Annotated in this window: 30 protein-coding genes and 1 tRNA gene; 17 read left to right on the top strand and 14 right to left on the bottom strand. The window is 38.6% G+C overall.

What is annotated here, in order from left to right; all coding sequences use genetic code 11:
- Nucleotides 1–10: 10 nt before the first annotated feature.
- Both ACZ42C_RS17375 and ACZ42C_RS17370 read right to left on the bottom strand, forming a co-directional pair.
- Entirely contained in the window at nt 11–523 is a 513-nt protein-coding gene (locus ACZ42C_RS17375; protein ID WP_461181744.1) for a DUF6431 domain-containing protein, read from the bottom strand.
- 245 nt (nt 524–768) lie between these two features.
- Nucleotides 769–1,716 carry an MBL fold metallo-hydrolase gene (locus tag ACZ42C_RS17370; protein WP_461183614.1) on the bottom strand — a complete coding sequence of 316 codons (948 nt, stop codon included), beginning with the start codon at nt 1,714–1,716 and terminating at the stop codon, nt 769–771.
- Nucleotides 1,717–2,212: 496 nt separating this feature from the next.
- On the opposite strand from ACZ42C_RS17370, the gene ACZ42C_RS17365 reads away from it, so the two are divergent.
- On the top strand, nt 2,213–2,410 hold the full coding sequence (locus ACZ42C_RS17365; protein ID WP_464891297.1) for a hypothetical protein: 198 nt from the start codon (nt 2,213–2,215) through the stop codon (nt 2,408–2,410).
- 24 nt (nt 2,411–2,434) lie between these two features.
- Here ACZ42C_RS17365 and ACZ42C_RS17360 read toward each other — a convergent pair whose 3' ends face one another.
- Both ACZ42C_RS17360 and ACZ42C_RS17355 read right to left on the bottom strand, forming a co-directional pair.
- Nucleotides 2,435–2,821, bottom strand: coding sequence for a DUF3887 domain-containing protein (locus ACZ42C_RS17360; RefSeq protein ID WP_461183615.1), 387 nt, complete (start codon nt 2,819–2,821; stop codon nt 2,435–2,437).
- Between the two features lie 2 nt (nt 2,822–2,823).
- A complete protein-coding gene (locus tag ACZ42C_RS17355) occupies nt 2,824–3,501 on the bottom strand; it encodes a YhfC family glutamic-type intramembrane protease (protein WP_461183616.1) in 678 nt (225 codons plus the stop codon).
- Between the two features lie 1,304 nt (nt 3,502–4,805).
- Here ACZ42C_RS17355 and ACZ42C_RS17350 point away from each other — a divergent pair.
- Genes ACZ42C_RS17350 through ACZ42C_RS17340 form a run of 3 tightly spaced genes read left to right on the top strand, consistent with a single transcriptional unit; the run spans nt 4,806 to nt 7,003 of the window.
- Nucleotides 4,806–5,363 carry an SdpA family antimicrobial peptide system protein gene (locus ACZ42C_RS17350; RefSeq protein WP_461183617.1) on the top strand — a complete coding sequence of 186 codons (558 nt, stop codon included), beginning with the start codon at nt 4,806–4,808 and terminating at the stop codon, nt 5,361–5,363.
- Complete coding sequence (locus ACZ42C_RS17345) at nt 5,348–6,331, top strand: sporulation-delaying protein SdpB family protein (protein WP_461183618.1); 984 nt, start codon at nt 5,348–5,350, stop codon at nt 6,329–6,331. Before ACZ42C_RS17350 ends, ACZ42C_RS17345 begins: the two co-directional genes overlap by 16 nt.
- Nucleotides 6,332–6,373: 42 nt before the next feature.
- Nucleotides 6,374–7,003 carry a sporulation delaying protein family toxin gene (locus tag ACZ42C_RS17340; RefSeq protein ID WP_461183619.1) on the top strand — a complete coding sequence of 210 codons (630 nt, stop codon included), beginning with the start codon at nt 6,374–6,376 and terminating at the stop codon, nt 7,001–7,003.
- Nucleotides 7,004–7,380: 377 nt separating this feature from the next.
- Here the strand turns inward: ACZ42C_RS17340 and ACZ42C_RS17335 are convergent, their stop codons facing one another.
- Entirely contained in the window at nt 7,381–7,815 is a 435-nt protein-coding gene (locus ACZ42C_RS17335; protein WP_461183620.1) for a PH domain-containing protein, read from the bottom strand.
- A gap of 124 nt (nt 7,816–7,939) precedes the next feature.
- Nucleotides 7,940–8,332: a thiol-disulfide oxidoreductase DCC family protein gene (locus ACZ42C_RS17330; RefSeq protein ID WP_461183621.1), complete on the bottom strand. Its 393-nt coding sequence runs from the start codon at nt 8,330–8,332 to the stop codon at nt 7,940–7,942.
- A 292-nt stretch (nt 8,333–8,624) separates the two neighbouring features.
- On the opposite strand from ACZ42C_RS17330, the gene ACZ42C_RS17325 reads away from it, so the two are divergent.
- Complete coding sequence (locus ACZ42C_RS17325) at nt 8,625–9,239, top strand: spore coat protein (protein WP_461183622.1); 615 nt, start codon at nt 8,625–8,627, stop codon at nt 9,237–9,239.
- 340 nt (nt 9,240–9,579) lie between these two features.
- On the opposite strand, the gene tnpB is transcribed toward ACZ42C_RS17325, so the two are convergent.
- From tnpB to ACZ42C_RS17305, 4 genes are all read right to left on the bottom strand, one after another.
- Complete coding sequence (gene tnpB, locus ACZ42C_RS17320; protein ID WP_461183623.1) at nt 9,580–10,710, bottom strand: IS200/IS605 family element RNA-guided endonuclease TnpB; 1,131 nt, start codon at nt 10,708–10,710, stop codon at nt 9,580–9,582.
- Nucleotides 10,711–11,174: 464 nt separating this feature from the next.
- On the bottom strand, nt 11,175–11,351 hold the full coding sequence (locus ACZ42C_RS17315) for a hypothetical protein (RefSeq protein WP_461183624.1): 177 nt from the start codon (nt 11,349–11,351) through the stop codon (nt 11,175–11,177).
- A gap of 22 nt (nt 11,352–11,373) precedes the next feature.
- Nucleotides 11,374–13,326, bottom strand: a complete 1,953-nt coding sequence (locus ACZ42C_RS17310; protein WP_461183625.1) for an aconitate hydratase — start codon at nt 13,324–13,326, stop codon at nt 11,374–11,376.
- 210 nt (nt 13,327–13,536) lie between these two features.
- Entirely contained in the window at nt 13,537–14,766 is a 1,230-nt protein-coding gene (locus ACZ42C_RS17305; RefSeq protein ID WP_461183821.1) for an IS4 family transposase, read from the bottom strand.
- A 363-nt stretch (nt 14,767–15,129) separates the two neighbouring features.
- Here ACZ42C_RS17305 and ACZ42C_RS17300 point away from each other — a divergent pair, with 363 nt between their 5' ends.
- Nucleotides 15,130–15,300, top strand: a complete 171-nt coding sequence (locus ACZ42C_RS17300; protein WP_461181833.1) for a YfhD family protein — start codon at nt 15,130–15,132, stop codon at nt 15,298–15,300.
- A gap of 59 nt (nt 15,301–15,359) precedes the next feature.
- Here ACZ42C_RS17300 and ACZ42C_RS17295 read toward each other — a convergent pair whose 3' ends face one another.
- Both ACZ42C_RS17295 and ACZ42C_RS17290 read right to left on the bottom strand, forming a co-directional pair.
- Nucleotides 15,360–15,866 carry a GNAT family N-acetyltransferase gene (locus ACZ42C_RS17295; RefSeq protein WP_461181834.1) on the bottom strand — a complete coding sequence of 169 codons (507 nt, stop codon included), beginning with the start codon at nt 15,864–15,866 and terminating at the stop codon, nt 15,360–15,362.
- A gap of 160 nt (nt 15,867–16,026) precedes the next feature.
- On the bottom strand, nt 16,027–16,194 hold the full coding sequence (locus ACZ42C_RS17290) for a hypothetical protein (RefSeq protein ID WP_461181835.1): 168 nt from the start codon (nt 16,192–16,194) through the stop codon (nt 16,027–16,029).
- 137 nt (nt 16,195–16,331) lie between these two features.
- On the opposite strand from ACZ42C_RS17290, the gene ACZ42C_RS17285 reads away from it, so the two are divergent.
- The 10 genes from ACZ42C_RS17285 (at nt 16,332) to ACZ42C_RS17240 (ending at nt 22,938) form a co-directional block, all read left to right on the top strand.
- Nucleotides 16,332–16,583 carry an AbrB/MazE/SpoVT family DNA-binding domain-containing protein gene (locus ACZ42C_RS17285; RefSeq protein ID WP_461181836.1) on the top strand — a complete coding sequence of 84 codons (252 nt, stop codon included), beginning with the start codon at nt 16,332–16,334 and terminating at the stop codon, nt 16,581–16,583.
- A gap of 185 nt (nt 16,584–16,768) precedes the next feature.
- Nucleotides 16,769–16,969: a hypothetical protein gene (locus ACZ42C_RS17280; RefSeq protein ID WP_461181902.1), complete on the top strand. Its 201-nt coding sequence runs from the start codon at nt 16,769–16,771 to the stop codon at nt 16,967–16,969.
- A gap of 25 nt (nt 16,970–16,994) precedes the next feature.
- Nucleotides 16,995–17,267: a YesK family protein gene (locus ACZ42C_RS17275; RefSeq protein WP_461181837.1), complete on the top strand. Its 273-nt coding sequence runs from the start codon at nt 16,995–16,997 to the stop codon at nt 17,265–17,267.
- A 67-nt stretch (nt 17,268–17,334) separates the two neighbouring features.
- Nucleotides 17,335–17,769 carry a YueI family protein gene (locus tag ACZ42C_RS17270; RefSeq protein ID WP_461181838.1) on the top strand — a complete coding sequence of 145 codons (435 nt, stop codon included), beginning with the start codon at nt 17,335–17,337 and terminating at the stop codon, nt 17,767–17,769.
- 139 nt (nt 17,770–17,908) lie between these two features.
- Nucleotides 17,909–18,157 (top strand): DNA alkylation repair protein, encoded by a 249-nt coding sequence (locus ACZ42C_RS17265; protein ID WP_461181839.1) that lies wholly within the window; start codon nt 17,909–17,911, stop codon nt 18,155–18,157.
- A gap of 143 nt (nt 18,158–18,300) precedes the next feature.
- Nucleotides 18,301–19,197 (top strand): ABC transporter ATP-binding protein, encoded by an 897-nt coding sequence (locus ACZ42C_RS17260; protein ID WP_461181840.1) that lies wholly within the window; start codon nt 18,301–18,303, stop codon nt 19,195–19,197.
- A 15-nt stretch (nt 19,198–19,212) separates the two neighbouring features.
- On the top strand, nt 19,213–19,959 hold the full coding sequence (locus tag ACZ42C_RS17255; RefSeq protein WP_461181841.1) for an ABC transporter permease: 747 nt from the start codon (nt 19,213–19,215) through the stop codon (nt 19,957–19,959).
- A 36-nt stretch (nt 19,960–19,995) separates the two neighbouring features.
- Entirely contained in the window at nt 19,996–20,445 is a 450-nt protein-coding gene (locus ACZ42C_RS17250; RefSeq protein ID WP_461181842.1) for a LytTR family DNA-binding domain-containing protein, read from the top strand.
- Nucleotide 20,446: 1 nt separating this feature from the next.
- On the top strand, nt 20,447–20,857 hold the full coding sequence (locus tag ACZ42C_RS17245) for a DUF3021 domain-containing protein (RefSeq protein ID WP_461181843.1): 411 nt from the start codon (nt 20,447–20,449) through the stop codon (nt 20,855–20,857).
- 95 nt (nt 20,858–20,952) lie between these two features.
- Nucleotides 20,953–22,938, top strand: coding sequence for an acetoacetate--CoA ligase (locus tag ACZ42C_RS17240; RefSeq protein ID WP_461181844.1), 1,986 nt, complete (start codon nt 20,953–20,955; stop codon nt 22,936–22,938).
- Between the two features lie 1,024 nt (nt 22,939–23,962).
- On the opposite strand, the gene panF is transcribed toward ACZ42C_RS17240, so the two are convergent.
- Entirely contained in the window at nt 23,963–25,396 is a 1,434-nt protein-coding gene (gene panF / locus ACZ42C_RS17235; RefSeq protein ID WP_461181845.1) for a sodium/pantothenate symporter, read from the bottom strand.
- On the bottom strand, nt 25,393–25,671 hold the full coding sequence (locus ACZ42C_RS17230) for a YhdT family protein (RefSeq protein WP_461181846.1): 279 nt from the start codon (nt 25,669–25,671) through the stop codon (nt 25,393–25,395). The genes panF and ACZ42C_RS17230 overlap by 4 nt, the downstream gene beginning before the upstream one ends.
- A 193-nt stretch (nt 25,672–25,864) precedes the next feature.
- Here ACZ42C_RS17230 and ACZ42C_RS17225 point away from each other — a divergent pair.
- Nucleotides 25,865–25,937: transfer RNA gene (locus ACZ42C_RS17225), tRNA-Ala, on the top strand.
- The last annotated feature ends 16 nt before the right edge of the window (nt 25,938–25,953 follow it).

Below are 25,953 nucleotides of genomic sequence, written 5' to 3'. Positions count from 1 at the left end.
TGAGTCTATCTCAAGAGTATCCGGACAGGAATGCAGAACGGGTCTGTATCCATAAATGAACATTAACAATAGGACGGACAACTTTCGCCAGCCATCCATCTAATGTTCTTCCGTCACGTCCGATTTTTTGGAGCACGGTCCTTGGGGCACCGGACGTGCTCCCCACAGGTAAGTCCAATTGAAACCGCTTTATAATAGAAATCATGCAGCCCACAGCATATGGTCCCCAGATCTGAAACCATTCACGCCAGCGACCCAATGTCGATTCATCAGCCGGAACATCTATCAAATTATCATCCACAACCTGTTCAATGCTTTCTACTCCATAACGTTTGTAAGGGATTAAAACATCAGGTAATTCATGATGTACTTTATGACAACGTTTACAATAAAGCCGGCGTATAATAAGTTTCTCTTTATCTCCTGAATTTCTATACCATACCCTCCGCCGGCTTCCAGCCACTACCAAAGGGCTTTCGCAAATAGGACAGTGATTGATTTCCGCACTCCTAACAAAAAACACCTGCTTCGTCCTTCTTCTCAATTAACGTATAGTCTGATATACTAATCATATGTTAGGTTTTAGTGGACGTCTCCAGTGAAATTGTTTCCGCAATTTCACGTTAATGGGGGCGTCCTTTTCCTTTCCTGGATTTTTTTCTGGTCATATTATCAGTCTACTTCTGGTCAGACATAACCGTCAACTTCCGGCCTGTTTAACATAGCTAAAACATCTGCTCCACACAAATACTGCCGTTTCCACCTTTATCACTGCTTTAATTTTTGAAAATAATCTATAATTCCCAGTGCACAAACCTGCATGTCAAGATTAATGATAATATACACTTCATGTTCATCATTAATCCCAAGTCCCTGCAAATGCAACTTTACCTTTTCAAACAATCTTCCGGAAAGTTCGTCATACCCTTTGCCTTCTGCAACAACCTGCTCGCCCTCTTCCACAAAAACCTCCAGCCATTCAGATACCTGATGGAGTGCTTTTGACGGGTTTTCTGTCATGCCATAATGACCAAAATAAATTCGATCTACATTCATGTCAAGGATCCGCTGGATAGACTCCTGCATGGCAGCCGGATCAAAATGGTTCGGTGAAGTAGACGGCAAAAAGAACCCGACTCCATCATGAATCAGCTGCTGATACCGGACGCCCACGGTATCTCCGGTAAAAACACCATTGCTGACCGGATCATAAATGCTAAAATGGTGCTTGGCATGGCCCGGCGTGTACAAAAATTCCAAGGTACAGTCCGGCCCAATGGCCAGCGTGTCGCCCTCGTCTTTTATAATCAATCGTTCAGCATCAATCGGAACAATGGGATCAAATAATTCAGAGAAGCTTTCTCCGTAAATCGCCCTTGCCCCGGCCGCCAGTTTTTTCGGGTCAATCAAGTGTCTTTCCCCACGCGGATGGACGACCACTTTGGCATTTGGGCATTCCCTCAATAATAATCCTGCACCGCCGGCGTGATCCAGGTGAATATGTGTCACAATAATATATTTCACTTCGTCCAATGAGAAACCCAAATGTGTCAAGCCCTGTTTTATATATTTCACGGACGGGCTTGGACCTGTCTCCACGATAGTCAGTTCTTCTTCATTTATCACATAAGTACCTGTCCGCTCCGGTACCCCTAAATCAAATCCATCAATCAAGTGAATACGGTCATCTATTTGCTGCGGCCGCTTATCTTCCATGGGAAAAACCTCCTGCATAATCTTTTACTTGCTTTGCTTGAAATTCAGTCAATACGTTGTTAATTAACCTAATTATACAAGCAAATATCAAAATAATCGAATAAGAATAACTTTCGTATTCCTATAGAACATATCATTTTTCCAGGAAAATAAATCCGTTAACAAAATGATAACTCTTTAAAGCGGAATCCGTATATTTGATGTGCAAGTAAAAGTAACATATCAGTTTAAAGTTATTTGATAAAAATACCTTTATCAAGAATATCGGAACGTAAGAATTTCCATATAAGTTTGAAAACAACTTTATTTGAAATAAAGTATTCGAGATAAGCTCTTATCCTGTGGTGATGGATGGTCTCAAATTAGCTTTTCAAATCGAAACCTACTACAGTTCGCTAACCCTCTTCATAGTAAACTTTCGCTTTCTCAATGGCTTGATGTGCATTTCTTCCTTTACGGAATTTATAGCTGTTGTCTGAGAAATGTGGATCAATAATTGGATCATGACCTGAAGAATAGCTTGTTTACTACTTTGTCAAGGACACTTGGTATACCCAAGTATCTTTTGGAACCATCAGGTTTTGGAATGGCACCCTTTGTACAGGTTGGGGTTGATAACTTTCACCACCAAATTATAACCCATGCCGGGCGCACAATTAAAGACGGCACTGAATTTGGTGTCATTCAAAACTAATTCATTCTTTTATATTTTCAGTTTTTATTGAATAAACAACCCAGCTACTTCCTCACTATCATTAAAAGTTATTGTAAAGACACGATTATCGTCACTGTAATTTCCGACAAGAACAGCGACGTATAAACCATCCTTTTCCTCAACCGAGGCTTTATCGATTTCTTCAAAGTTTCCGGACTCTTCAATAATAGGAGTAAGTTCTTCCATATCTTCCACTGGTAAACCTGTTTTCATTTCTTCATCAAACTTGGAATGTACTGTTTCATAATCACCCTCATTTAATAGTGAGATGATTTCTTTTGCTTGAGTAATATATTTCTCAGAAGTTGAACCATCTACATTGTTACCTCCACATGCAACCAGCAGAAGCACCATTACAGCACCACACATCATTATAAATACTTTCCTCATTTTTATCTTTCCTTTCGTTTTATTTTTAAACTATAACTAAAAACAGCTAATGCAATTATTGCTATTGAAAGTTGTACAGTAATAACAGCACTATTGGGAGACATAAATAAAGGAAGAATACCAACCAAGGCATTAAGAGATCCATGAATGAGAATTGCTAAAACAACATAAAGGAATTTTCTTTGTATAACACCTTGTAATACAATTATTGATAAACCAATATGTAACAACATAGCGAATATTCGTTCTATTCCTCCTAAGAAAAATTCTGCAGTGTAAACATTAGCTGTCAATGAGAACAACATAGCAAATGCATTAATTCCTACAAACAATAATGCTTCAATACCACCATGCCCAGCACCAAATAAAAAACCGGATTGCCAATCACGTTGTTTCATAAAGAAGCGAATCATAATGAAACGTGCAATTTCTTCAAAAATTCCTGCTGTTAAAGCTAATAAAATGGCATACAGAACAGGTTGTGTAGCTCTAAACATTAAATATTCTGTACTATGTTCTTGTAAATACTCCAATATCGGTATACGGATAAAAACTTGCGATACTAAAAATGCTAAAACCCCTAAAAAAAATGGTATGTAGCGTTTTCTTACACATGCATATATAAATAAGAAAATAGGTATCCCAATACTGATAAACATAGCAAAAATAATACCAGGCACCGAGTTCACCCCTCCATTGCAGTGTACAATATTGTAGGTAGAAATTACAGAGCTTCTTCATAATCAGTGCAAATTTCATCACAATCGGCAATGAAAAAGTAGTTAAGTATGAATAGCTCTTTTTTTATGATTAATGTTTGTTTGAAAAAGGGTGTTTTAAAGCTTGTTTGTAATGTTGCAATTTAATAAATAAATATACTCATACGATTACACACCTCAAGTTAATATATAGAACAATACAAACAGCCTATCATTTTCTGCAGTTGCTTCAATAAGGTTTATTTGAATCAAGCTCTGTTTCAATCCTGGTATCAGCTGAAAGGATTAATTTAATATCCTTTTATATTTATGTGTCTTTTAACGGGAATGAAAACAAACTATAAGGTGATTTGTGTAAAACGAATAATAACACAGATATAAATGAATTAGAAGAAGTACTAAGTACTAGTTCGCGTTTCACGGCAAAGATCGATCTAATTAGTGATGATTACCTATAAATCATGATTATAGTCTATATTAATCATTGTCCTAAAATAATAATGTAGGCGAAATTGATCATTTTGAATTATTCGACAAAATATGACAGGCAGTTTTCGAAAAATATGATAATGTCTAATTAACCCATCAGAGTTAATATATGTATTTAATTCAGAATTATTATATAAATATTAAAAAACATAAACAACTATAATAATGTGAAAAAACTAATAGGAAGGAATTTTTATATAAATATACAGGAGGTTTTGATTTATGACTAACATTTATTGAAATAAATAGTTTCAAATCAATGCGATTCTCTATTTACCGGTTATATTCTCAACTGCTTAATAGATTACAGTTAAAAAATAGAATGGTCCTTCATACCCCTTGCATTAGAATTACTGCAGAAGATAATTTTTACTTCACTGTTCACCCATCCATAATGAATTCGCTAGCGTAACGAACATAACCAGAATTAATTAGATTTAACAGGATGAATCATAGATGTATATTCTCACTCTGATAGACCTAACATAACAGCAGTAATTCATAACCGCACAAAATCTTTGAAACTAACAAGAAATTAGACAACTAAACAAATAAAAAAGTAATTGATTTAAAAAGAAATCTTTAACATTAGCTTTTGCTAACATTTAGTACACATTTACCTACCCGGCATTGTAAGTGAATATAATGAGGAGTGTAGTCATTATAGAGGATTAAGAATCTCACCAACAGAGTTATGCTTTTACTCTCTAATAATAATAATAATAGATAAATGAGAAGTTCAATTATCCATAAAAACTATTAAAGGAGTTGAAAGTATGAACAATAAAGATAAAAGGAATTATGGAATTTACTTTGTTTGTTTGCTTTTTTTTGCTTTTCTATTATTCTTTAGCTCAATTTATTCGTCCTTGCCACGTAATGCCCTAACATTGCCGTATATAGAGAACCTGTATATGCAATCATGGTTTCCGCAAGGATGGGGGTTTTATAGTAAAGACCCCACCGAACCAGCCCTTTTTATTTATGATTATAAAACACATGAACCATCAACAAGTTGGCCAAACAACACGAGAGAAAATCTTTATGGATTAAAAAGAGCGGGACGGGCCCAAGGTATCGAAGCGGGTTTAGTGCAGTTTAAGGTACCTGAAGAAAAATGGATAACTTGCGAAGAATCTCCTTTTGGCTGTGCTAAGGAAAGCGACAGTATAGAAGCGGTGGAAGTTCAAAATGAATCTCCTTTCCCTACGATTTGCGGGGATCAATTGGTCGTAGTACAGGAACCAGTGCCTTGGGCATGGAGCAAGTATAAAGACACTACTATTATGCCATCTCAAATTACAAGGGTGAATGTATCATGTTCAACAAGTTAGGTGAAAAAATAACTCTATATGCGGAAAAACAACCGTTGTGGACGAATGTCTATGGTTTTGCCAGAACACTTTTAGCGGGTTCATTAGCATTGCTTTTATTGTTTAATCCGACACAGACTTTTTTCAGACCAGGGGCCGGAATTCCTGAATATCCGTTATGTGGCGGCAATCTCAGTGTTTTTTGTTATGTACCAAATGATTTTTTCTACTTTGAATTGATACGGTGGATATTTATTATATTATTACTCATTATTGCCAGCGGATGGCGCCCTCGAATTACGGGTGTTTTGCATTTTTATATTACTTACAGTTTTTATACTACAGCTTTGACTCTGGATGGAGGCGAACAAGCCAATGTCGCGTTAACCCTGTTGTTAATCCCCTTGACGCTGACTGATAAGAGAAAATGGCATTGGCAGCGATCAGAAATACCAAATACCTCATCAAAAGCATATATGTTCGCTTTCATTACGGGATTATGCACATATTTTGCAATTCGCTTCCAAGTAGCCATTATCTATCTTAACGCAGCTTATTCAAAAGTAACAGGAGAATACTGGATAGATGGAACTGCAGTCTACTATTTTTTACAAGATACTTTACTCGGTATTTCAGAAAACCTGGGAAATATGCTATTTCCTTTGTTGGAAACACCATTTGTAGTAATACCGACATGGGGAACCGTTATCCTTGAATTCCTCTTATTTGCAGCTTTATTTACCCCTAAAAAGTATTGGAAATGGTTTCTGGTCTCAGGATTAGCGTTTCATTTTATGATAGCTCTTGTTATTGGCTTGTTCAACTTTGCCATCGTTATGTTTGCTGCTCTAATTCTTTTCTTACGACCATTAGAACAAACGTTTAATTTTCATCAAGTTTTACAAGTCTTAAAATCGCCATCAAGAATTACTCATATATTTAAAAAACCAACTGTGAAAGGAGGGAATATTGAAGAAAGGTCGGGATGAAGAAAGCTTTATAATCAAATTGATTAAAAAGGAGTGATTTCAGTGATTCGTTTGATGAAGAAAGGCCTGGTGTTATTGCTTATTTCCACATTGGTTGTGTTTTCACTAGGTTCTGCTGTCTCAGCAAATCAGAAGGCAGCTTTCGAAAGTAAATTGACAGGAGAAGAAATTTATAAAGGAATCGTATTTGGCACAGGTGAATTAGGTGAAAAACTGGAGCTGATGGACTCTAAATTAATGCTTGATGCTCAAAAAGATCAAGAAGCCCTTGATTTAATTGACAAAATCGTAGGTGAAATAGGTAATATCGATCCTGGTTATTTTACTGAATTACAAGATGCCGCATATAGCCAAAATCCCATGCAGGTAGATAATGCCATTGATCGTGGCGGGGAACTACTTGAAAAAGCCCTTGAAAACTTAGGTTATCACATCTCTTCACAAGAGGATGTTGATATAACTGCCGCAGTGGCCGGATGGGTCGCAATGGTGGGGGCACTTGCATACAATTATGCAGGGGCTGTTCACACAGCCTTAGCAGGGGTTAATGCGGGAGCATATTTAAATCTTTATGTTTATCAAAACGTTGAATTCTGGGGAGGAAATTCCGCTTCTTCCAAACTCGAAAGAGAAGCGTATATTATCGATGTTATAGAAGCATTGCACAATTAAATAGATGGAATTAATCTGACCCGGCCTAGTTAAACAAAAGCCGCAGGATATAACTGCGGCTTTTGTTTAATACATCCAATAAGACATCATAACTTATTGGTAAAGGGCTTAGTCTGAAATGGTTAATGATCATGAAGGAGGTAATAAGCACCATTAACTCATGAACTCATGGAAATAATTTGATGCTCACCCTTAAAAATAATATTGACCGAATTAAAAATAAGTAATCACGCTCAAAAACCATCTGTAGAAAGAACCTTTTCCACATGATAAGATACGATGCGAGAAACGTACTTGATACGTTATAAGAAGAGCGGCAAATTAAAAAATATTATTCACCATTGCTCCCGGATCTTACAAGTTTCAAAGATAACATTCTATTTCAGGAACTCGACCGGATGAGATCTTTTCTTATTAATAACTTCAATGAATTTCTCAATGTTTGCAGGTGCAATAATTGTATAATCATTTGCATTGTAATATAAAAAATAGCGTTCTTTTGAAAGTGCGATAGATGCTACTTGCGCATAAGTTTTTTCGATCTTCTTAATAGAATTCAGTTTAATTTTCCTTTTAAATGGGCCCAGATAAATAATTAAAGTATGGTCTGTCACTATATAGAATGTTCGAAACCAAAACCATAAAATAAAGAAACCACTAATACCAAATAGAAGAGAAAATATAAGGCTTGCAACTAACCCAGCTTCATTATAGATAGGAAAAAAGAGACCTAAGGAAAGTCCTATGAATAGCAATGCCGATGCCCAAATTAGAATACCGTATGTTAAGTCTTTGTTGGAATGAAATTTCATAAGTTCACCTTCCTAAAAATTCAAATTGAAATAAATTATTGTTATCGCATACAATCAGGAGCAGCAGATTATTACCTTCCGAAAAATGTAATAAATTCAAGACATAACATAAACTGACCAATTTTCAGTCTAAAAATCGATCGTGAATTTCAGGAGAAGGAATCTTACAGCTTTCGCTTTTCCCGAAAAATTTGTACCTATTGTTTGCGATGAGTGAATAAACGGCATTTCGAATCGGCTTGGGAATAATGAGAAAAAAGGTCATTAGTTTCCAGGGTTGTTTTAAATATTTACATATACGAAGGGCAGCGTCAGACCTTAAATACGCTTTGTTATCTTTAATCAAAACAAAACTATTAACATCCAAAGGAATATTGTGTTTTTTCAAAATTGATTGACCAACTTTACCCTGTAATGAAGCAAAACGTAAGTTATCACATGATTCCCTTTTGATAATAAATTGAATACTTTTATTACAAAAATTACAGACTCCATCAAAAAGTATAATAGCTCCCATTCTTTGCTGCCCTCCTTCATTTTCTTTTTATAATTAGATTCTTAGTATTATATATACTACTAAAAACTGGTTGAATTGTCAATTATTTATTATTTAAACTATTACGATTTGAATCAGTATTATATAAACAATTTACATTATTGAATATTCCTATTCTTCCTTCATCACTGCTTGTATCTCGACTGTTTGTTCAGTATTTTATTTATAATTCACATCAAAAATCTAAACAAGTATAATCTTTTTCTTTTGGATAAAAATAACGTTGATATGAATTTACTTAAGGAGGATACAGATGGATAACCAACAGCAGAACCAAAGCTTTCAGGATGCAAGTCAAATGCCTGCCGAACAAACCTTTGGGGGCCATGAAATGTTTGACGCCCACAGAGCAATTTCTACTTTAGCGGAAGGAATGGAGCAGCATTTGCTGTATGAGCAGCATGTTCAGGATCCTGAACTAAAAACAATGATGCAGCAGCACCAGACATATTTAACAACACTTTATAATACGATCGTGGAGACACTGAAAACCGGCCAGAAACCCTCGGTGTCAACAATAACCTATAATATGACCCAGGATACAAATGTCATTTTTGGCATGCAGCCATCACAGCCAACCTCTCCAGCGCAATCAATGAATGAGATTGGCGACCAGCAAGTTACAAGCTATATGATGAGCTGTTTAAAGCAGGCTGCAGTCGGCTTTACCAATGCAGCAATGGAGTCAACCAATCCTGTCATGCGCAGGGTTCTCGCAGACAGTGTCCCTAATTTAATTGAAATGGCCTATGAAATCTTTTTATACCAAAATAAAAATCAGTATTATCAAGTGCCGCAAATGAAGCAGCAGGATATGGAGCAATATAAAAATAAATTTGCACCGATTCAGGGGAATATGCCACATTAATCATTAAAAGAAGTGGTTAAATGTATCTAATTAAGAAGGATTTGCCCGGCCATTAAATGATTGGGCAAATCCTTAACACTACTCCAATAAAAGTGTACAATTGAAAATTCGTGGTATAATAAACATAGAAACAATATTGTTGCATACAATATTAACTGATAATGGAACGGTAAAAGGATCTCCCGAATCAGAGCGGTCAACTCAGAGGGGAGGTCCTAATCTTTGTTGGACATAATCAAAGCGACCAGTGTCCCAATTGAACTACCCACCACTTAACGCTATTACGAACTGTTTGAAGTGGGGGATTCCTAAGAACACCAACCTATCGGTCGGTTATTAATTAGGCTAACCCCGAAGTTCCTTCGGTTAGAAGCCTTATCGCTTCGGCTTCAATGTTTTTACTTGCGTTAATATCTCTATCGTGGTGAGTATGACACGTTGGACACTCCCATTCACGTAGGGCGAGATTCTTAACGTCTTTAAGGCGGTAGCCACAGCAGGAACAAATCTGACTTGAAGGGAAGGTTTTTCCGACTGCAACAACCTTCTTACCATACCATTTCGCCTTATATTCGAGCATAGTTCGAAACGCTGACCAACTCACTTCGCTAATGGCTCTTGCAAGTCTATGGTTTTTTAACATATTTGACACCTGCAAATCTTCAATACCTATGATGTCGTGGTTTTTGACAATATTGGTAGTAATTTTATGCAAGTAGTCTGTCCGTGCATTTTTGATCTGTTCATGAATACGGGCAACTTTTACTTTCTGCTTTTGGTAGTTTTTCGCTTCGTCCAACGGTTTTCCGTCTTTTTTCGCCTGTTCATATCTTCGTGACAGTTTACGTTGTTCCGTTTCTAATCTCTGCTCTAACGTGCGGAGAAAGCGCGGGTTTTTATGAACTGTGCCATCTGAAAGGATAGCGAAATCCTTTAAACCAACATCAATTCCTACTGTTTCTTCGGTTTTAGGCAGTGCATCGGAAATGAAATATTTTCCTGTTACGTTCCGTCTGATGGCAGCAGACAGAATACGTCCTTTGACTTCACGACTTTTGGAAAATTTGACAAGACCCAGTTTTGGAAGTTTGATCTTCTTATCAATAATAGCAATATTTCCGTTTGTGTGCTTTGTTGTATAGGATTGAACAGGATTCTTTTTCGATTTAAAGCGTGGGGCTTTGCTTTGCTTCTTGAAGAAACGGTCAAAACTGTCTGATAGATATTTAACGCTTGTTTGTACAGCAATACTATCCACTTCTTTTAACCATTCATGTTCTTTTTTTAGTTTCGGAAGTTGAGATGAACAAGCACTATACGTTAATCCTTTTCCTGTTTTTGTGTAGGTATCATTCCACTTGGAAAGAAAGTGATTGAATACAAAACGAGAACAACCAATGGTCTTTGCGATCAGAATTTCTTGTTCTTTATTTGGGTAAATGCGGAATTTATAGGCTTTGTTGATTATCATGACTTTCACCTCCTTATGTGATACGATATACCTATTATATTAAATTTTCAATATATTTTATATATTATTTTTTGGGGGGTTATCATGGAAAAACAAAACAGTTGGATTAAAGTTTACAAAAACACTTTTAAATAGAGTAGACAAATACAAAGCAGAAAAAGGGTTCGGAACTCGTACGCAAACTATTTTTCACTTAATATAAGTATGCACTCGATAAGTTAGACAATTAAGATGGGAAAAAACATCCCTTGTCCGAATGCGATTCATCCCCCACTTACTCATTGGGCTTCACCCTTCACATTTCTTGAAGATGGGAGTTTTCTCGCCGATTGCTGATAAAAAGAAAAAAATAATTAAATGCTTATATCCCGTACAAAAACCGATGAAATTTCTTTCATCGGTTTTTAAATGTAACAGACTTTTATACATTTTATGCTGACACCAACTTATATCATACTTTCAGATCAATCCAGCATCCGGTTATTCTCATCCACGGACATGACCCTCGCCGATCTTTCCCTGTCGGAAGCGGCGTAGATGCCATCTCCATTACATACACCACATCGGTACTGCCATCCTTCATCATCCGAAAGCATGCCGGTTCCTTCACAGGCTTTGCATACATTATCCCGGTGAGCCATAACGATATCTCCTTTTCCTTGATTATTTTTTTACGGCCCGATCTTTTACCCAATTTATAATGCCGCCTTTTAGCATTATTTCCTTTTGCCTTTCAGATAATGCATGGGTCACCTTTATTTTTTGCTCTTTTCCTTTTACATTTATTTCAAATTCATTTTCATGCTTTATTTTTTCTTTCACCCCTTTAAACTCCAGCACATCCCCTTGTTCAATCAGATCATAGTCTTCTTCCTTCACAAAGGTTAATGGAAGTACACCGAAGTTAACGAGGTTTTGCCAGTGAATACGAGCAAAATCTTTCACCAATGCCACACGCAACCCAAGATACCTTGGCGCCAATGCAGCATGTTCTCTGCTTGATCCCTGTCCGTAGTTAAACCCGGCAACAACGGCGTGACCTCCTGATTCCACCGTTTCTTTTCCTCTTTTGTGGTACGTTTCATCAATAATTTCAAACGTAAATTTGCTGATCTCCGGTAAATTACTTCGATACGGCAACACCCGGGTACCGCCGGCAAGTATTTCATCCGTAGATATATTGTCTCCCATTTTTAATAGAACAGGTATTTCCAACTCATCCGGAATATGATCCATTTTAGGGATGGAAGCAATATTCGGTCCTTTTTCCAATCTGATTTGTTTGGCTTCTTCTTCAGGGATTGGTTCATCCAAAAGCCTTTCATCCACTGTCGGATTTTTTGGTTCCTGCACTTTCGGGTATTTCATATCCAGTGTTCGAGGATCTGTAATCTCGCCGGTTAGCGCAGAAGCTGCAGCAGTTTCCGGGCTGCAGAGAAATACACTGTCCTCGCGTGTTCCGGATCTTCCCGGAAAGTTTCTCGGTGTGGTCCGCAGACTGTTGCGTCCGGATGCAGGTGCCTGCCCCATTCCAATACAGCCATTACACCCTGCCTGATGCAATCGTCCACCGGCTTGGAGCAAACTGGCAATATGACTGTCCTTGACCAGATCCTGCAGCATTTGTCTGGAGGTTGGATTGATATCAAAAGATACACCAGGAGCTACTTGTTTTCCCTTCACAATTTCAGCAGCGATAGCAAAATCCCTGTAACCCGGATTGGCGGAAGATCCGATATAAGATTGGTAAATCGGTGTTCCGGCAACTTCCGAAACAGGCACAACATTACCTGGACTTGTCGGTTTGGCAATAAGCGGCTCCAGTTCAGATAAGTTTATTTCTTCATCCATATCGTATGTTGCACCTTTATCAGCAACCAATTCAACCCAGTCATTTTCCCTGTCCTGTCCTTTTAAAAATCGCTTCACTTCTTCATCGGACGGGAAAATGGTTCCTGTGGCCCCCAGTTCTGCCCCCATGTTTGCAATAACATGACGATCCATGGCACTTAGCTTTTTTACGCCGGGACCGTAATACTCAATAACCTTACCAACACCGCCTTTTACATCATGCCGCCGCAGCAGTTCCAGAATAATATCCTTGGCACTAACCCAATCAGGCAGTTCACCGGTCAGCTTTACCCCCCACACGCTGGGCATTCTTACGTAAAATGGTTCACCTGCTATTGCCATGGCCACATCAATTCCGCCTGCACCCATGGCAAGCATACCCATACAACCGTTGGCACAGGTGTGGCTGTCGGAACCCAACAATGTTTTCCCCGGTTTAGCCAAACGCTGCATATGAACAGGATGACTTACACCATTACCAGGACGGCTATAGTACAATCCAAACCTCCTCGCCGCACTATGTAAAAACAAATGGTCATCCGGGTTTTTATTGTCTTCCTGAATCAGATTATGATCTACATATTGCGCTGAGGCTTCCGTTCTCGCCCGATCCAATTCCATGGCTTCCAATTCCTGCATGACTAATGTTCCAGTAGCATCCTGCGTCAATGTCTGATCAATTTTTAACCCAATCTCTGTACCTGGCTTCATTTCTCCGGAAACAAGATGGTCTTCAATAATCTTTTGCGTAATATTCTTTGCCATCAACAGCCCCTCCTTCATTCATAACATATGCCTTATTATGTGATAAATCACTAGCGTTGCATTAAAAAGTAAAAACAATGTCAATCAATAAATTTGGTAGCTTCAGTTATTTAGTTCAATTTTCTGATAAATACCTAGTTTTATTCGAGAAAAAAAGTTAATAGGCTTTAAAGGTAGCCCTTCATCCATTTTTAGAATTTTATATATTTATTAGTTAACTGGATCGTAGCTTAGATCATCTAAGTGCAAAACCTCCTCTGATTCGTATTGTGCCAAGGTTTCATTAAAAACCTTTTCGTGGTCCAGCCTTCGTCGTCCATTGGATGATCGTTCTGGTTTCCTGAATAATTCGGAAATAAAAAATGTCATGGATTGTGACCAGAAATCACGGGTCCAACGCAACATTTCGACTAAAGTTCCTTCATAGCCCAACTTGTTTTTCATTAACAGGGTTAGGCAGAAAGTAATCATAGCTATTAGTATTTGATTGTATACAGCGTTTTCACTCTTTCCATACAGTTTTTTGATAACCAGATGTTGCTTTATCCATTTGAAAAACAATTCAATTTGCCAGCGATGCCGGTAAATATCACTGATTTCCTGTGCACCGACGGTTGCATCGTTACACACAATTCGGATCTGGTTCCCTTCGCTGTCTACAGTTTCTATTAACTGCAGCGGATTCTTCATGTTTCCAATCTTCACGATCGCATGCCTGGAGATTGAAGAATCCTCATCTACCGGCAATTCCTCGATGACATTTACAACAGTATTCGATTTAATTCTTGTGGCAAACCGGATACCTTTTTCACAATAATAATCAAACTTAGCAAAGTTGAAATAACCTCGATCGAAGACATGAAGGACCCCTTTATCCGGCACAATTAATGAATCCAACTGAGTTTCATCAGCAGGTCTTGCAGGGGTAAGTATCATATCATTTGGATAAGAGATATCATCACAAAAGACGATGGAAGTATGCATCTTCACTCCCGCTTTTGTCTCCCGAAAATCTGCCCATTCATATTGGCTGAGACACATGGAAATGGTCGATGAATCAATCAGATGAAGCTTTCCAAGTGATTTGTCTGTCATTGTTGGGCCAAGTATTTGGTGCAGCTTTTGAATTAAATGATGCAGGATCGCCTGAAAAATCTCGGGTGGAATATCTCCATTTTTTCGAGAGAGTTGTGATTTACTAATGCTCTCTATACCAACAAGTCTTTGCACCGTTTTCTTTCGTTTAATCGTATCACTTATCCGCTTCAGACTATCTAAGTTTTTTAACTGGGCATAGATAAAAGCATTCGTAAACGTAAGTACATCAAGCTTTTTGACGTATTTGTCAACTTCGGCATGATCAATCATTTTTTGTATTACCTTTGAATCTAATGGATGAATGTATTCCTTGAATACAGTTTTTATGGTATTATTGTCCATGGTTTCTCCTTATAGTTAGGGATTTGGACAGGACTACCATACCCTAATTATAAGGTTTTTTTAATGGATTTTAAAGTGAAAAGATCTAATATTACCAACTTTCAAATAAAATATTTTACTTGATTTTTTAATATTATTTTCCTGCAACGCTAGTGGTGATAAATATAAATATTTATTTGTTCATTACTCATATTCACTCCTAAATAACTGGTTAAACCCCAATTCACCGTGTTTTAATAATCCTGGTTAAATAATGGTTTCATCACATGTAAAAAATTGCCGTTTTCCTATTGTTCGACTTGAAAATAATCCAACCTCCTTCGCACATACTAACAATGAAAATGATGATAAGAGGTGATTAGAATGGGAAGAGATGACCATAAAAGATCAAAAAATAATTTTCTTTCACAAACTCCAAAGAACCAAAAATCAGATGGCCGGGATATAGAATTTGCAGAGGAATTTGCTGATCATGAAGATAAAGAGGCACAGGCAAGAAGTCGTGCTGCCGACAAACGTGCGAAGAAGAAGTAGTATCAATTTAAAAACGAGGCTGTCCGGTTGGAGAGCCTCGTTACGATTATTATTTTTCACTACTCTGCGACAGAATTTTGTTTTACATTTAATGCCATACGTACGGTTTTTAACTTATGTCCGGCAAAGTCTTCATCAAATTCCGACATCGTTTTAAACCCTTTTGCTTCATAGAAATGTATGGCTTTTGCATTATTCTTTTCCACACTAAGATGAATTTCTCTTAAGCCAAACAACTTATCCATTCCTTCATTTAATAATGCCGTGCCGATGCCTTTCCCCTGAAAATCGAGAAGTAGGTAAATGGCACCAAGTTCTGCTTTTCCACGCTGGTCTACAGGTGTATAATTCGCAAAACCTACAATACCTCCATTCATTTCCGCAACGAAAATATAGGAGCTTTTCAACCTCCGCTTCAAGGAATCTTTACTGTACGCCTGCTGTAAAAAGCTGTCCTGTATGTTTCGGGGAATAATTCCTTCATATGTGGCATGCCAGCTTGTTTTCGCTACATTTTGCACCTGTGGGATGTCTTTCTTTTTCATTTTCCGAACGTGGACTACCAATACAATCAGCACCCTTACCGTATAGTAAGTATCATTCTATCACTTTATGATTTGTATATCTATCGTTTTTTTAAGATTATAATTTCTCTTCAGATCAGAGCGGGAAAGTCTACATATAACACAATAAAACAAACGGCATTCTGTGTCGGCTTGCAAAACGTTATTTATGTTTACTGGAATTTCTATTTTCTTCCTCTTCCAATAGCTTCCGCCTCATTGCCCTGCCAGTTTCAGATCCATCAATGCCCCTTCTTACGCCGGCAGCAATCACAAGATACAAAACAACAAATGGGATAATGTATAAAATAATAGTTAAAAATAACTCCATATCTATTCCTCCTTGTCTGCGCTAACTCCCATTATACTTGTTTGATTGATGATGCCGCAAAAATTACCGTCTGTAATATTGTTATAACAGTTATAACGCATTATAATATTTATAACTTATTAGACGGGGTGAAAGCTATGCACAAACATGAAAGAAAGATTATAAAGGTCGGTAACAGCTACGGGATTACATTTCCTAAAGATTTTTTAAAGGAAGCCGGGTTATCTTATGGAGATAATGTGGAAATGGAAATGAAAGAGGGGAACATTACATTGTATAAAAAGGAGGAAATCGAGTTACCTGAGGGCATAAGTCCAGATTTCTTTAAGGTTCTTGAAAGAAATACGAAGAAACATAAAGAAACGATAGATGAGCTGGTGAACAGGTGAGATATTTAACGTATATGGAAGTCGCTGCAATTAATCAATATACAATCGAATAATTTAGTCCCGGAAAACAAATTGGAATAAAGTCACATCATGTATTGGATTCCGCTGTAAACCGGCCAAAGCAATCAGCGTTCGGTCAGAATGCTTATGAAACGGTTTTCCAAAAAGCCGCGGCACTGTAGTTTATTGCTCAAAACTATGCTTTCCATAATGCCAATAAGCGGACTGCTTTTTTATCTTTAACACAGTTTTTATATTATAATGGATATGATTTTGAAATGGACAGTACTTCGGAACAAGCTGACTTTACAGTTAATGTTGTTAATAAACAGTATACATTTACCGAATTAACAGTGATTATTGAAAAACATAGTAAAGAATTATAGCCATACTGAAAAGGAGTTGCTGCAAATGCTTCCATTTTTTATCACCTTCATCATTACAACTGTCATCCTACTTGCTTTCAGCTGGTTTTTTTCGAGAAAAAAATCATCCATGCGCTATATGCTTCCAATGATCATCGTATTGATTAGTGCTGTCCTTATTTTCATCTCATTTGTGATCGGCGAGCGGGAAGGCATGGGTCTGGGTCTATATGGGTTTGCTATATTCATTGGCGCTGCTTTCTCCCTGATCGTTACTGCATTTGTTTCCAGTGCCAGGGACTTGAAAAAATCGCTCTGAAAAACCACCTTTATTTGTTTAAATTCCACCTATTTGTTACATCATAAAATGAAAGTGAGGCATTAAAATGGGAAAAAAAACAGTAGATGATTATATAACAGAAGGCTTGTACGGAAAACGGCGTCCAAAAGAAGCGGAACGAAAAATATTTCTTGGTACATTGCGTGAACGGATTGTCATAGCGCTTACCAAAGGGCAGGTGATGTCGGATCACGGTCTGAAAAAGCTGGAAGAGGAGATGAAGGAACATCAGGATGCCAAATTATTGCTTAATGGCCATGTGTCTTCCCGGTTCTTAAGGGAAGAAAAGGAACTGGCCGATAAATATAATATTCCGTATACGTCCATTACAAACGAGGACAGTGAAACAGATATTGGAGCTGTATTAACGTATGATTATGCCATTAACAAAGAAAACATTTTTATAGAGGATGAAGAAAACGAAGAAGAAACCGCTGAATCAAATTCTTTTCTGTCCAAACTGAAAGATATCTTTTTGTAGAAAAGGTCAAGCGCAACATTTGCTTGACCTTTCTCTGAAGAATTCCAAACAATTGACATTGATTTTTTTCATAAGCCTCCCTGCATATTTTTACGCCTGTAACAACAATCTAATACCAAAACAAGCAGGAGGTGTTCCTATGACCCAGGCCTATCTTTGCCCCAATTGCAAAACGAACAGATCCAGGTTCAACCTGATCGAGCAGGTTGCCAAGCCGGTTAAACTGGATCCGCAAACCGGCGAATTGCTTCAGGACTATACAGATGAAAACATAGACCCCTTTCACACGATCTACAATGGCCCGCAATATAGAGTACAATGCGGTTCATGCGGGCTTATTGAAAACGAAGAAACTTTTATTAAGTTTGCGGTTTATAATCAAAAGTAAGTGAGGAAAGCATCACCTATTCCGAGGTGATGTTTTTTTATGCAGGATTTTCTGCATTTCAAACATGGAACTCTGCATATTATTTTAATTTCCAACGTAAAGCCAAGCACCTTTGCCATAATAAAGAAAAGTAAGAGGAGCTGATGCATTTGCTTACAATTAATAATGTAACTAAGCTTTTTCATTCAACCGAGGCTGTTAAAGATATTTCTATTACTATCCCCAAAGGTGTCTGCTATGGATTAGTTGGTCCTAATGGCGCTGGAAAGTCCACATTAATGAAAATTATTGCATCGATTATTCGTGACTACAAAGGAGAAATTCAAATTAACGGAAAACAATATGTACGACAAACACCTGGCTATGTCCCCCAGGATATTATTCTGGAAGAAAACATTTCAGCGACAGGCAATTTATATTTGTTTGGCAGACTATACGGTTTAAAAGGAAATCAATTGAAGATGCGCACACAAGAGGTATTGGAACTTATTGGCCTCCAGGAAAGAAGTAAAGATAGAGTATTTACTTTTTCAGGAGGAATGAAACGCAGACTCAACATTGGATGTGCGCTTATGCATAACCCGGATCTCATTATTATGGATGAACCGACTGTCGGTATTGACCCTCAATCACGAAAATACATTTTTCAAATGATTGAAGAACTGAAAACAGCTGGCTGTACGGTGATCTATGCCAGTCATTACATGGAGGAAGTAGAAAAACTGTGTGACTATGTTGCCTTTCTTGATAGGGGAAGGATGGTGGAGCATGGTGCGATAAATGAATTACTTCTGCAATATGCCATTCCTTCTATTTATATAAAAGGAAACTCCTTTTATCCAGATAAGCTACAACAATTTGGCACTGTTTCGTCCGAAGAAGATGCGTTTTTAATTTATGCAAAAGATCCGCTGCAGACAATGGAAAATTTAATTTCCTACTGTCGAAGCAATAAACTTGCCGTGGAACATTTGGAGCTTGCACGGCCGCGGCTGGAGGATGTGTTTTTTAGTTTAACCGGTAGTATTTTGAGAAATTAATTTGGAGGGATAGGAATGAATGCAATTTTGATGATAGAATTAAAGAAACATTTACAGGACAAAGGACTGATCTTTTGGAGTCTGATTCTGCCGATTATGTTTACGGTATTATTTATTTCCGTATTTACTGCAAACACCGATGCTGCAGCAAGACAGGAAATCATCTTGTCCATCGTTCCTGGCTATATCGTCATGTTTGTATTTTTTATTATGATTTCAATGGTGAACGCTTTTATAAAAGACAGGGATAAAGGCATGACATCCAGACTTTCAAGCACACCTCTAAGAGGTTATGATTATTTGCTTGGAAAGTGGCTTCCATTTATGTGCATTGTCTTTATTCAGATTTTTGTGTTATTTTTATTTGGAAGACTTGTTTACAATGTGCCGTTGGGAGAGCCAATTACCCTTCTGATTTTATCTTTATTCCTCACGTTTACTGTTACCGCAATTGGTCTCACATTGGCACTTATGGTAAATACCGAAAATATGGGTATTGCCTTCACACAGATTATTGCATTAGGCGGCGCGATGATTGGGGGGTTATGGTTGCCATTTGATATGATGCCTGAATTTATGCAGACGATCGCCCGTTTTCTACCGCAATATTGGGCACACCAGTCTTTTCAGGATGCCATGACTGGAACTACCAAGTTTGCGGAACTGATGCAATCCTTGGGTATACTATTTGCTATGGGGTTGGCCGCATTTATTATTGCTATCATCCGCTATCCGTACTTTTTGAAAAGATGCGTCAACTAGAAGAAGGTGTGAAGTGCACTTAGGGGGAGAAGGGGAATGAAAATAAACATCGATATTGATGAAAATTATGAGAAAACGCAGGTAACAATTCAGGCGAAGGAGTGGACACCGGAACTGGAGGAAGTCGTTAATGTCATTAATAAGAAAAAACAGCAGCGCTTATTTGGCATTGATGAAGATCAAACAGTACTTCTGGAGCCAAATAAGATTGATTTTATTCATGCAGAAAAAAGAAAAATATATGCTGTTGCAAAAAAACGGAGTTTCGAAATAAAAATGAAGCTGTATGAAGTGGAAGATCTCTTAACACCACATGGTTTTATGCGTTTTTCAAAGTCTGTAATTGGAAACCTTCACCGTATCGAGCGATTTGAAGTATCTTTTAACAACAATCTATGTGTTTATTTTCAATCCGGAAATAAAGAATATATTACCCGAAAGTATGTGAGTGCAATTAAAGACAAACTGATGGAGGGAGGGCGATAAAATGGTAATTGAGATTTTAAGGCGCAGTATGCTGGGCATAGCATTTGGAGGTATATTCACATTTATTGCCCTTACCATTATGATCATCAATGAGTTTGAAGCAACTGTTTCGGAAATATGGATGCACATGGGAGCAAGTTTTATATTAGGCATTTATTTTGGCATATCATCTCTTATCTTTGGAGACGATGACAGCAACATAATAAAAAAGTCTGTTTTTCACTTTTTTCTTACTTATATTGCCTGGCTGGTTATTTCCGGAACTGTCGGTTGGATATCACTTACTATGTCAGCCGTTTTATGGAGCACCCTCATTTTCATCCTGCTTTATGTATTTAACGCTTTAGGCTGGTATCTTTATTTTAAAAAAATGGAAGCTACGCTGAATAAGCATTTGGAAAGTAAAAAATAAGATTTCCCCGTGGACAGCGGGGTTTTTTGATCCTTTACACAAGGTAAGCGATTTCATATAATGAGATTAAATGATATCAGTACAGGAGGGACGGAATGAGTCAAATTAAAGAAGGTACGCTGCTGTGGGAGCCTGATGAAAAATGGAAAAAGCAGGCAAACTTACAAACATATATGAACTGGCTCCAAACACATAAGAACTTACATTTTGAAGATTATCATTCGCTTTGGAAATGGTCTGTAAATGAGATGGAAGCCTTTTGGGAATCCCAATGGGAGTACTTTAATATCCAATCAAAAAAATCTTATACTTCTGTATTGTCCACCCATGAAATGCCCGGTGCCAAATGGTTTGAAGGAGCGGAAATTAATTACACCGAACATATTTTCAGAAATAGAAAAGCAAACAAACCGGCCATCATTCATGCATCTGAATTACGTGAAACTTCGGAGATCACCTGGGATGAACTGTATAAGCAAACCGCTGCGATGCAAAAGACACTGCAGGACCTTGGTGTCCAAAAAGGAGATCGCGTAGTTGCCTATGTATCAAATATCTATGAAACTATCGTTGCCTTTCTCGCCAGCGCAAGTCTGGGGGCAATCTGGTCCAGTGCATCACCTGATTTTGGAACTCAGAGTGTCATTGACCGGTTTAAACAAATTGAGCCCAAGGTAATGATCGCGGTAGATGGGTATCGCTATGGCGGAAGAAATTTTGACCGTATGAAGACCGTTAAAGAAATTCAGGATGAACTGCCAACACTAGAAGCAACGATTGCTGTGCCGTATCTTAATCAAAACGCTGATTTTACAGGTCTTATAAATCCAATTGTGTGGAAGGATGCAGTAGAAAATAAATTATCGCACACACTTACTTACGAACATGTCCCGTTTAACGATCCGCTTTGGGTGCTATTCTCTTCCGGCACCACCGGAAAACCAAAGCCAATTGTACAAAGCCAGGGCGGCATTTTACTCGAACATTTAAAAACACTGACTTTTCATTCAGATTTAACCGAAAATGACCGCTTCTTCTGGTTTACAACCACAGGGTGGATGATGTGGAATTTCCTTGTCGGCGGATTGCTGACAGGCAGCACGGTCATTTTATACGATGGCAACCCGGCATACCCGGATAAAAAAATGCTCTGGAAATTTGCGGAAGAAACAAAAATGACTGTATTCGGCACAAGTGCCAGCTATATTACAGCATGCATGAAGGATGAACATTTGAAGCCGGGAGAAGAATTTGATTTAAGCCATCTGAAAAGCATCAGTTCCACGGGTTCACCATTACCCCCGGAAGGTTTTAATTGGTGTTATGAGAATGTGAAAAAGGATTTATGGATTGCTTCAGCAAGCGGAGGGACAGATGTATGCACCGCCTTTATTCTCGGCGCACCGATTTTGCCTGTATATGCCGGAGAGCTGCAATGCCGCGGCCTGGGAGCTAAAATCGAAAGTTTCAGTGACGAAGGAAATCCGCAAATTGAAGAAGTTGGTGAACTGGTACTGACAAAGCCGTTCCCGTCCATGCCGATATATTTTTGGAATGACACAGACGGAAGCCGATTGCATGAAAGCTATTTTGATGTATTCCCGGGAATATGGTGCCATGGTGATTATTTGAAGATCACAGATAGACATACATGTGTAATCTACGGCCGCTCCGATGCAACGATTAACCGAGGCGGCATCCGTATCGGCACAAGCGAAATTTATCGCGCAGTAGATCAGGTTAAAGAGGTGGCCGATAGTTTAATTGTTGATATACCAAAAGGGATAGATTCGGAAACGCCACTCTTCGTACAAATGAAAGATGGGTATGAATTAACCGACGATATTAAACAGGCTATTAAAATGCAAATACGCACCCATTGCTCACCAAGGCATGTGCCAACGGGTGTATTTGAAGTAAATGATTTACCAAAAACGTTGAACGGCAAAAAATTGGAAATTCCGGTGAAAAAGATCCTCATGGGTAAACCAGTGGAAGAGGTAGTGAATAAGGGGTCACTGAGCAATGAAAAAGCATTGGATTACTTTGTGGAATTTGCCCGGAAGGATGTAAAACTATAAATTCGGATAAGGCTAATTGAAGCTCGGGGATTGGTTTATGAAGAACAGGCATTTGCATGTAGAATATTATTTACTGAAAAAATCCATATGTTGAGTAATCTCTCGCCTTAACTAATGAGCGGGCGGCTCTCTGATACAGGGCTGGCGGGACTCTCAGGGCTGCATGTATCTGAGAGGGCGTCTATGATACAAGACTGACATGATTTGCAGCGCGTCATGTACTTGAGTGGTAGTCTATCATACACGACGGACGCGATTTGCGGAGTTCCATGTACTTGAGGGGCGGTCTGTCATACACGACGGTCGTTATTTGCGGCGTTCCATGTACTTGAGTAGTGGCCTATAATACATGACGGACACAATTTGCAGCGCGTCATGTACTTGAGTGGTAGTCTATCATACACGACGAACGCGATTTGTACCGCTCCGTGTACTTGAGTAGTGCTCTATCATACACGACGGACGAGATTTGTACTGCTCCGTGTACTTGAGTAGTGCTCTATCATACACGACGGACGCCATTTGTACCGCTCCGTGTACTTGAGTAGTGCTCTATCATACACGACGGACGAGATTTGTACCGCTCCATGTACTTGAGTAGTGGCCTATAATACATGACGGACACAATTTGCAGCGCGTCATGTACTTGAGTAGTGGCCTATAATACATGACGGACACAATTTGCAGCGCGTCATGTACTTGAGTGGTAGTCTATCATACACGACGAACGCGATTTGTACCGCTCCGTGTACTTGAAATGAAACCTCTAATACATGACTGACGGGGTTTACAAGGCTCTATGTACCTGAGAAGACGAATCAGATACAATAATGAAACAGATATAGCCTCACAATGCATCAGAGAGAGCAAACCTGATGTATGGATACAACAAATAACGTTTCATATCATATATACCTGAGCACGCCAACTTGATCGTATAATGAAATAACCGATGAAAAAAGTTTTTCTTTTTCATCGGTTATTTATTTCTGGTTTATTCCGCTCACGGTCTTCTCATCATGTTTTATATCCCTGCGGCCTTCTTTTGTGTACCAAGACTTACAAAAACATAAGCAAAAAAGGAAAACACTACCGGCAGCACAACAGAATGCAATCCCAGTGGCTGCGGGAAGAACGAATCAGACAGGATATAAAGCCCCACCCCTACTACCATGGAAGCAAGTGCACCGTATTTATTCCCTTTACTCCAATACAACCCGAGAATGATGGGCCAGATAAATGCCGCTTCCAGTCCGCCAAAGGCAAACAGGTTCAGCCAAATTATTAAATCAGGTGGGTTTAATGCCATGAAAAATACGATAATTCCCAGTATAGCTGTGACACCAATGCTGAGCCATTTTACCCTATTATGCGGTGCATCCGGCCTGACATAATTCAAGTAAACATCCTTGACGATGGTGGAGCTGACCAGCAGTAGCAGAGAATCCACTGTCGAAATGATTGCTGCCATTGGCGCAGCCAGTACCACACCCGCGAGCCATGCTGGCATCACCTCTAGTGCGATCAACGGCATGACCTGATCCCCAATTTCAATTCCAGGTAAAATCGGTCTGGCAAATACACCTATCAAGTGCATATTCAGCATAATAAAACCAACGACAATAGTTCCGATGATAATCGCACGGTGCATGGAACGGGTGTCTTTATACGCCATCGCCCGGACTGTAACTTGCGGCAGCGCCACTACTCCTACACCGACAAGAATCCAAAAAGACGATACGAATGCCGGGTTTAACGTACCTTCCGCCCCATAAGGTGTAATTAAGTTGGGATTTTCTGTATGTAAATCTGAAATAATTGCAGGGACACCGCCACCGGCAATAATAACGGCAATAAGCAATACCAATGTACCAAAAAACATAATGGTTCCCTGTACAGCATCAGTTAAAGCTACTGCCCGAAATCCGCCAATCGTAACGTAGATTAGTACGGATAATGCAAATAAAATCAAGGCAGCCGTGTAATCAATACCTATTAATGACTCCAGTAAACGGGCTCCACCAATCCATTGGGCAGCCATGGCCGAGAATAGAAAAATTATAATACTTAAAGCTGAAAACAGCACCACCCATTTAGACTCGTACCTGCTTTTTAGAAAATCCACCATAGTAACAGCTTTATACCTTCTGGTTACCACGGCAAATTTCTTGCCCAGCACCATTAATACAAAATAGCCCGTCACTACCTGGGACATTGCCAAAAGTACCCAGCCCAATCCTTCAGTGTAAGCTGTCCCTGGACCGCCGATGAAGCTGCTTGCACTTCCGTATGTCGCGGTCATCGTCATTGCAAGCAGAAATCCGCCCATACTTCTGCCGCCCAGAAAGTAATCCTGTAGAAAGGAAGATGACCCTCTCACATATCTGCTCGCCCAGATTCCCACTCCAAAGATTATAATCAGTATGATAGCCAACGGTAAAATTGCTTGCCAATTCATTTGTTTTCCTTCTCCTCATCAAGCGGTATTTCTACAAAGTATTTTTTTACTACAAAAATAACCAATATGGAAACCACTATAAACCCAAGCACACAGCTGTAAAAGAACCAGGCGGGTAAGCCGAATACATAGGAATAGTCTGCAGGATCACTGCTGCCCAATCCATATGCAAATGCATACCACCAAATGAAGTTAAAAACTGCCAGTCCTACTCCAATCAGCGCTTCCCTATTTGCTATTCTGGATAAATAGACATCCTTTTCCAATTCACTCATAACTTATAACTCCTTTTGCTTTTAAACTGTTTCGATACGCTTTATTCATATAATATAACGCAAAGTCACTTGTCTGTAAATAATGAAAATTTGAATAACCTGATCTTAATACCAGACTATAAACAAAATTTTCCCACATATTCTAAAGGGCTTGAAATATTTTAGGTTTCATTATATAATTTCTATTTGTAACGGGGCATTAGCTCAGCTGGGAGAGCGTTTGTCTGGCAGACAAGAGGTCAGCGGTTCGAGCCCGCTATGCTCCATATATTGAAACGCCCG

The organism is Virgibacillus kimchii (assembly GCF_055379185.1).
Note: the sequence above shows the minus strand (reverse complement) of the source record. Positions and strands in the feature narration are given on the sequence as shown.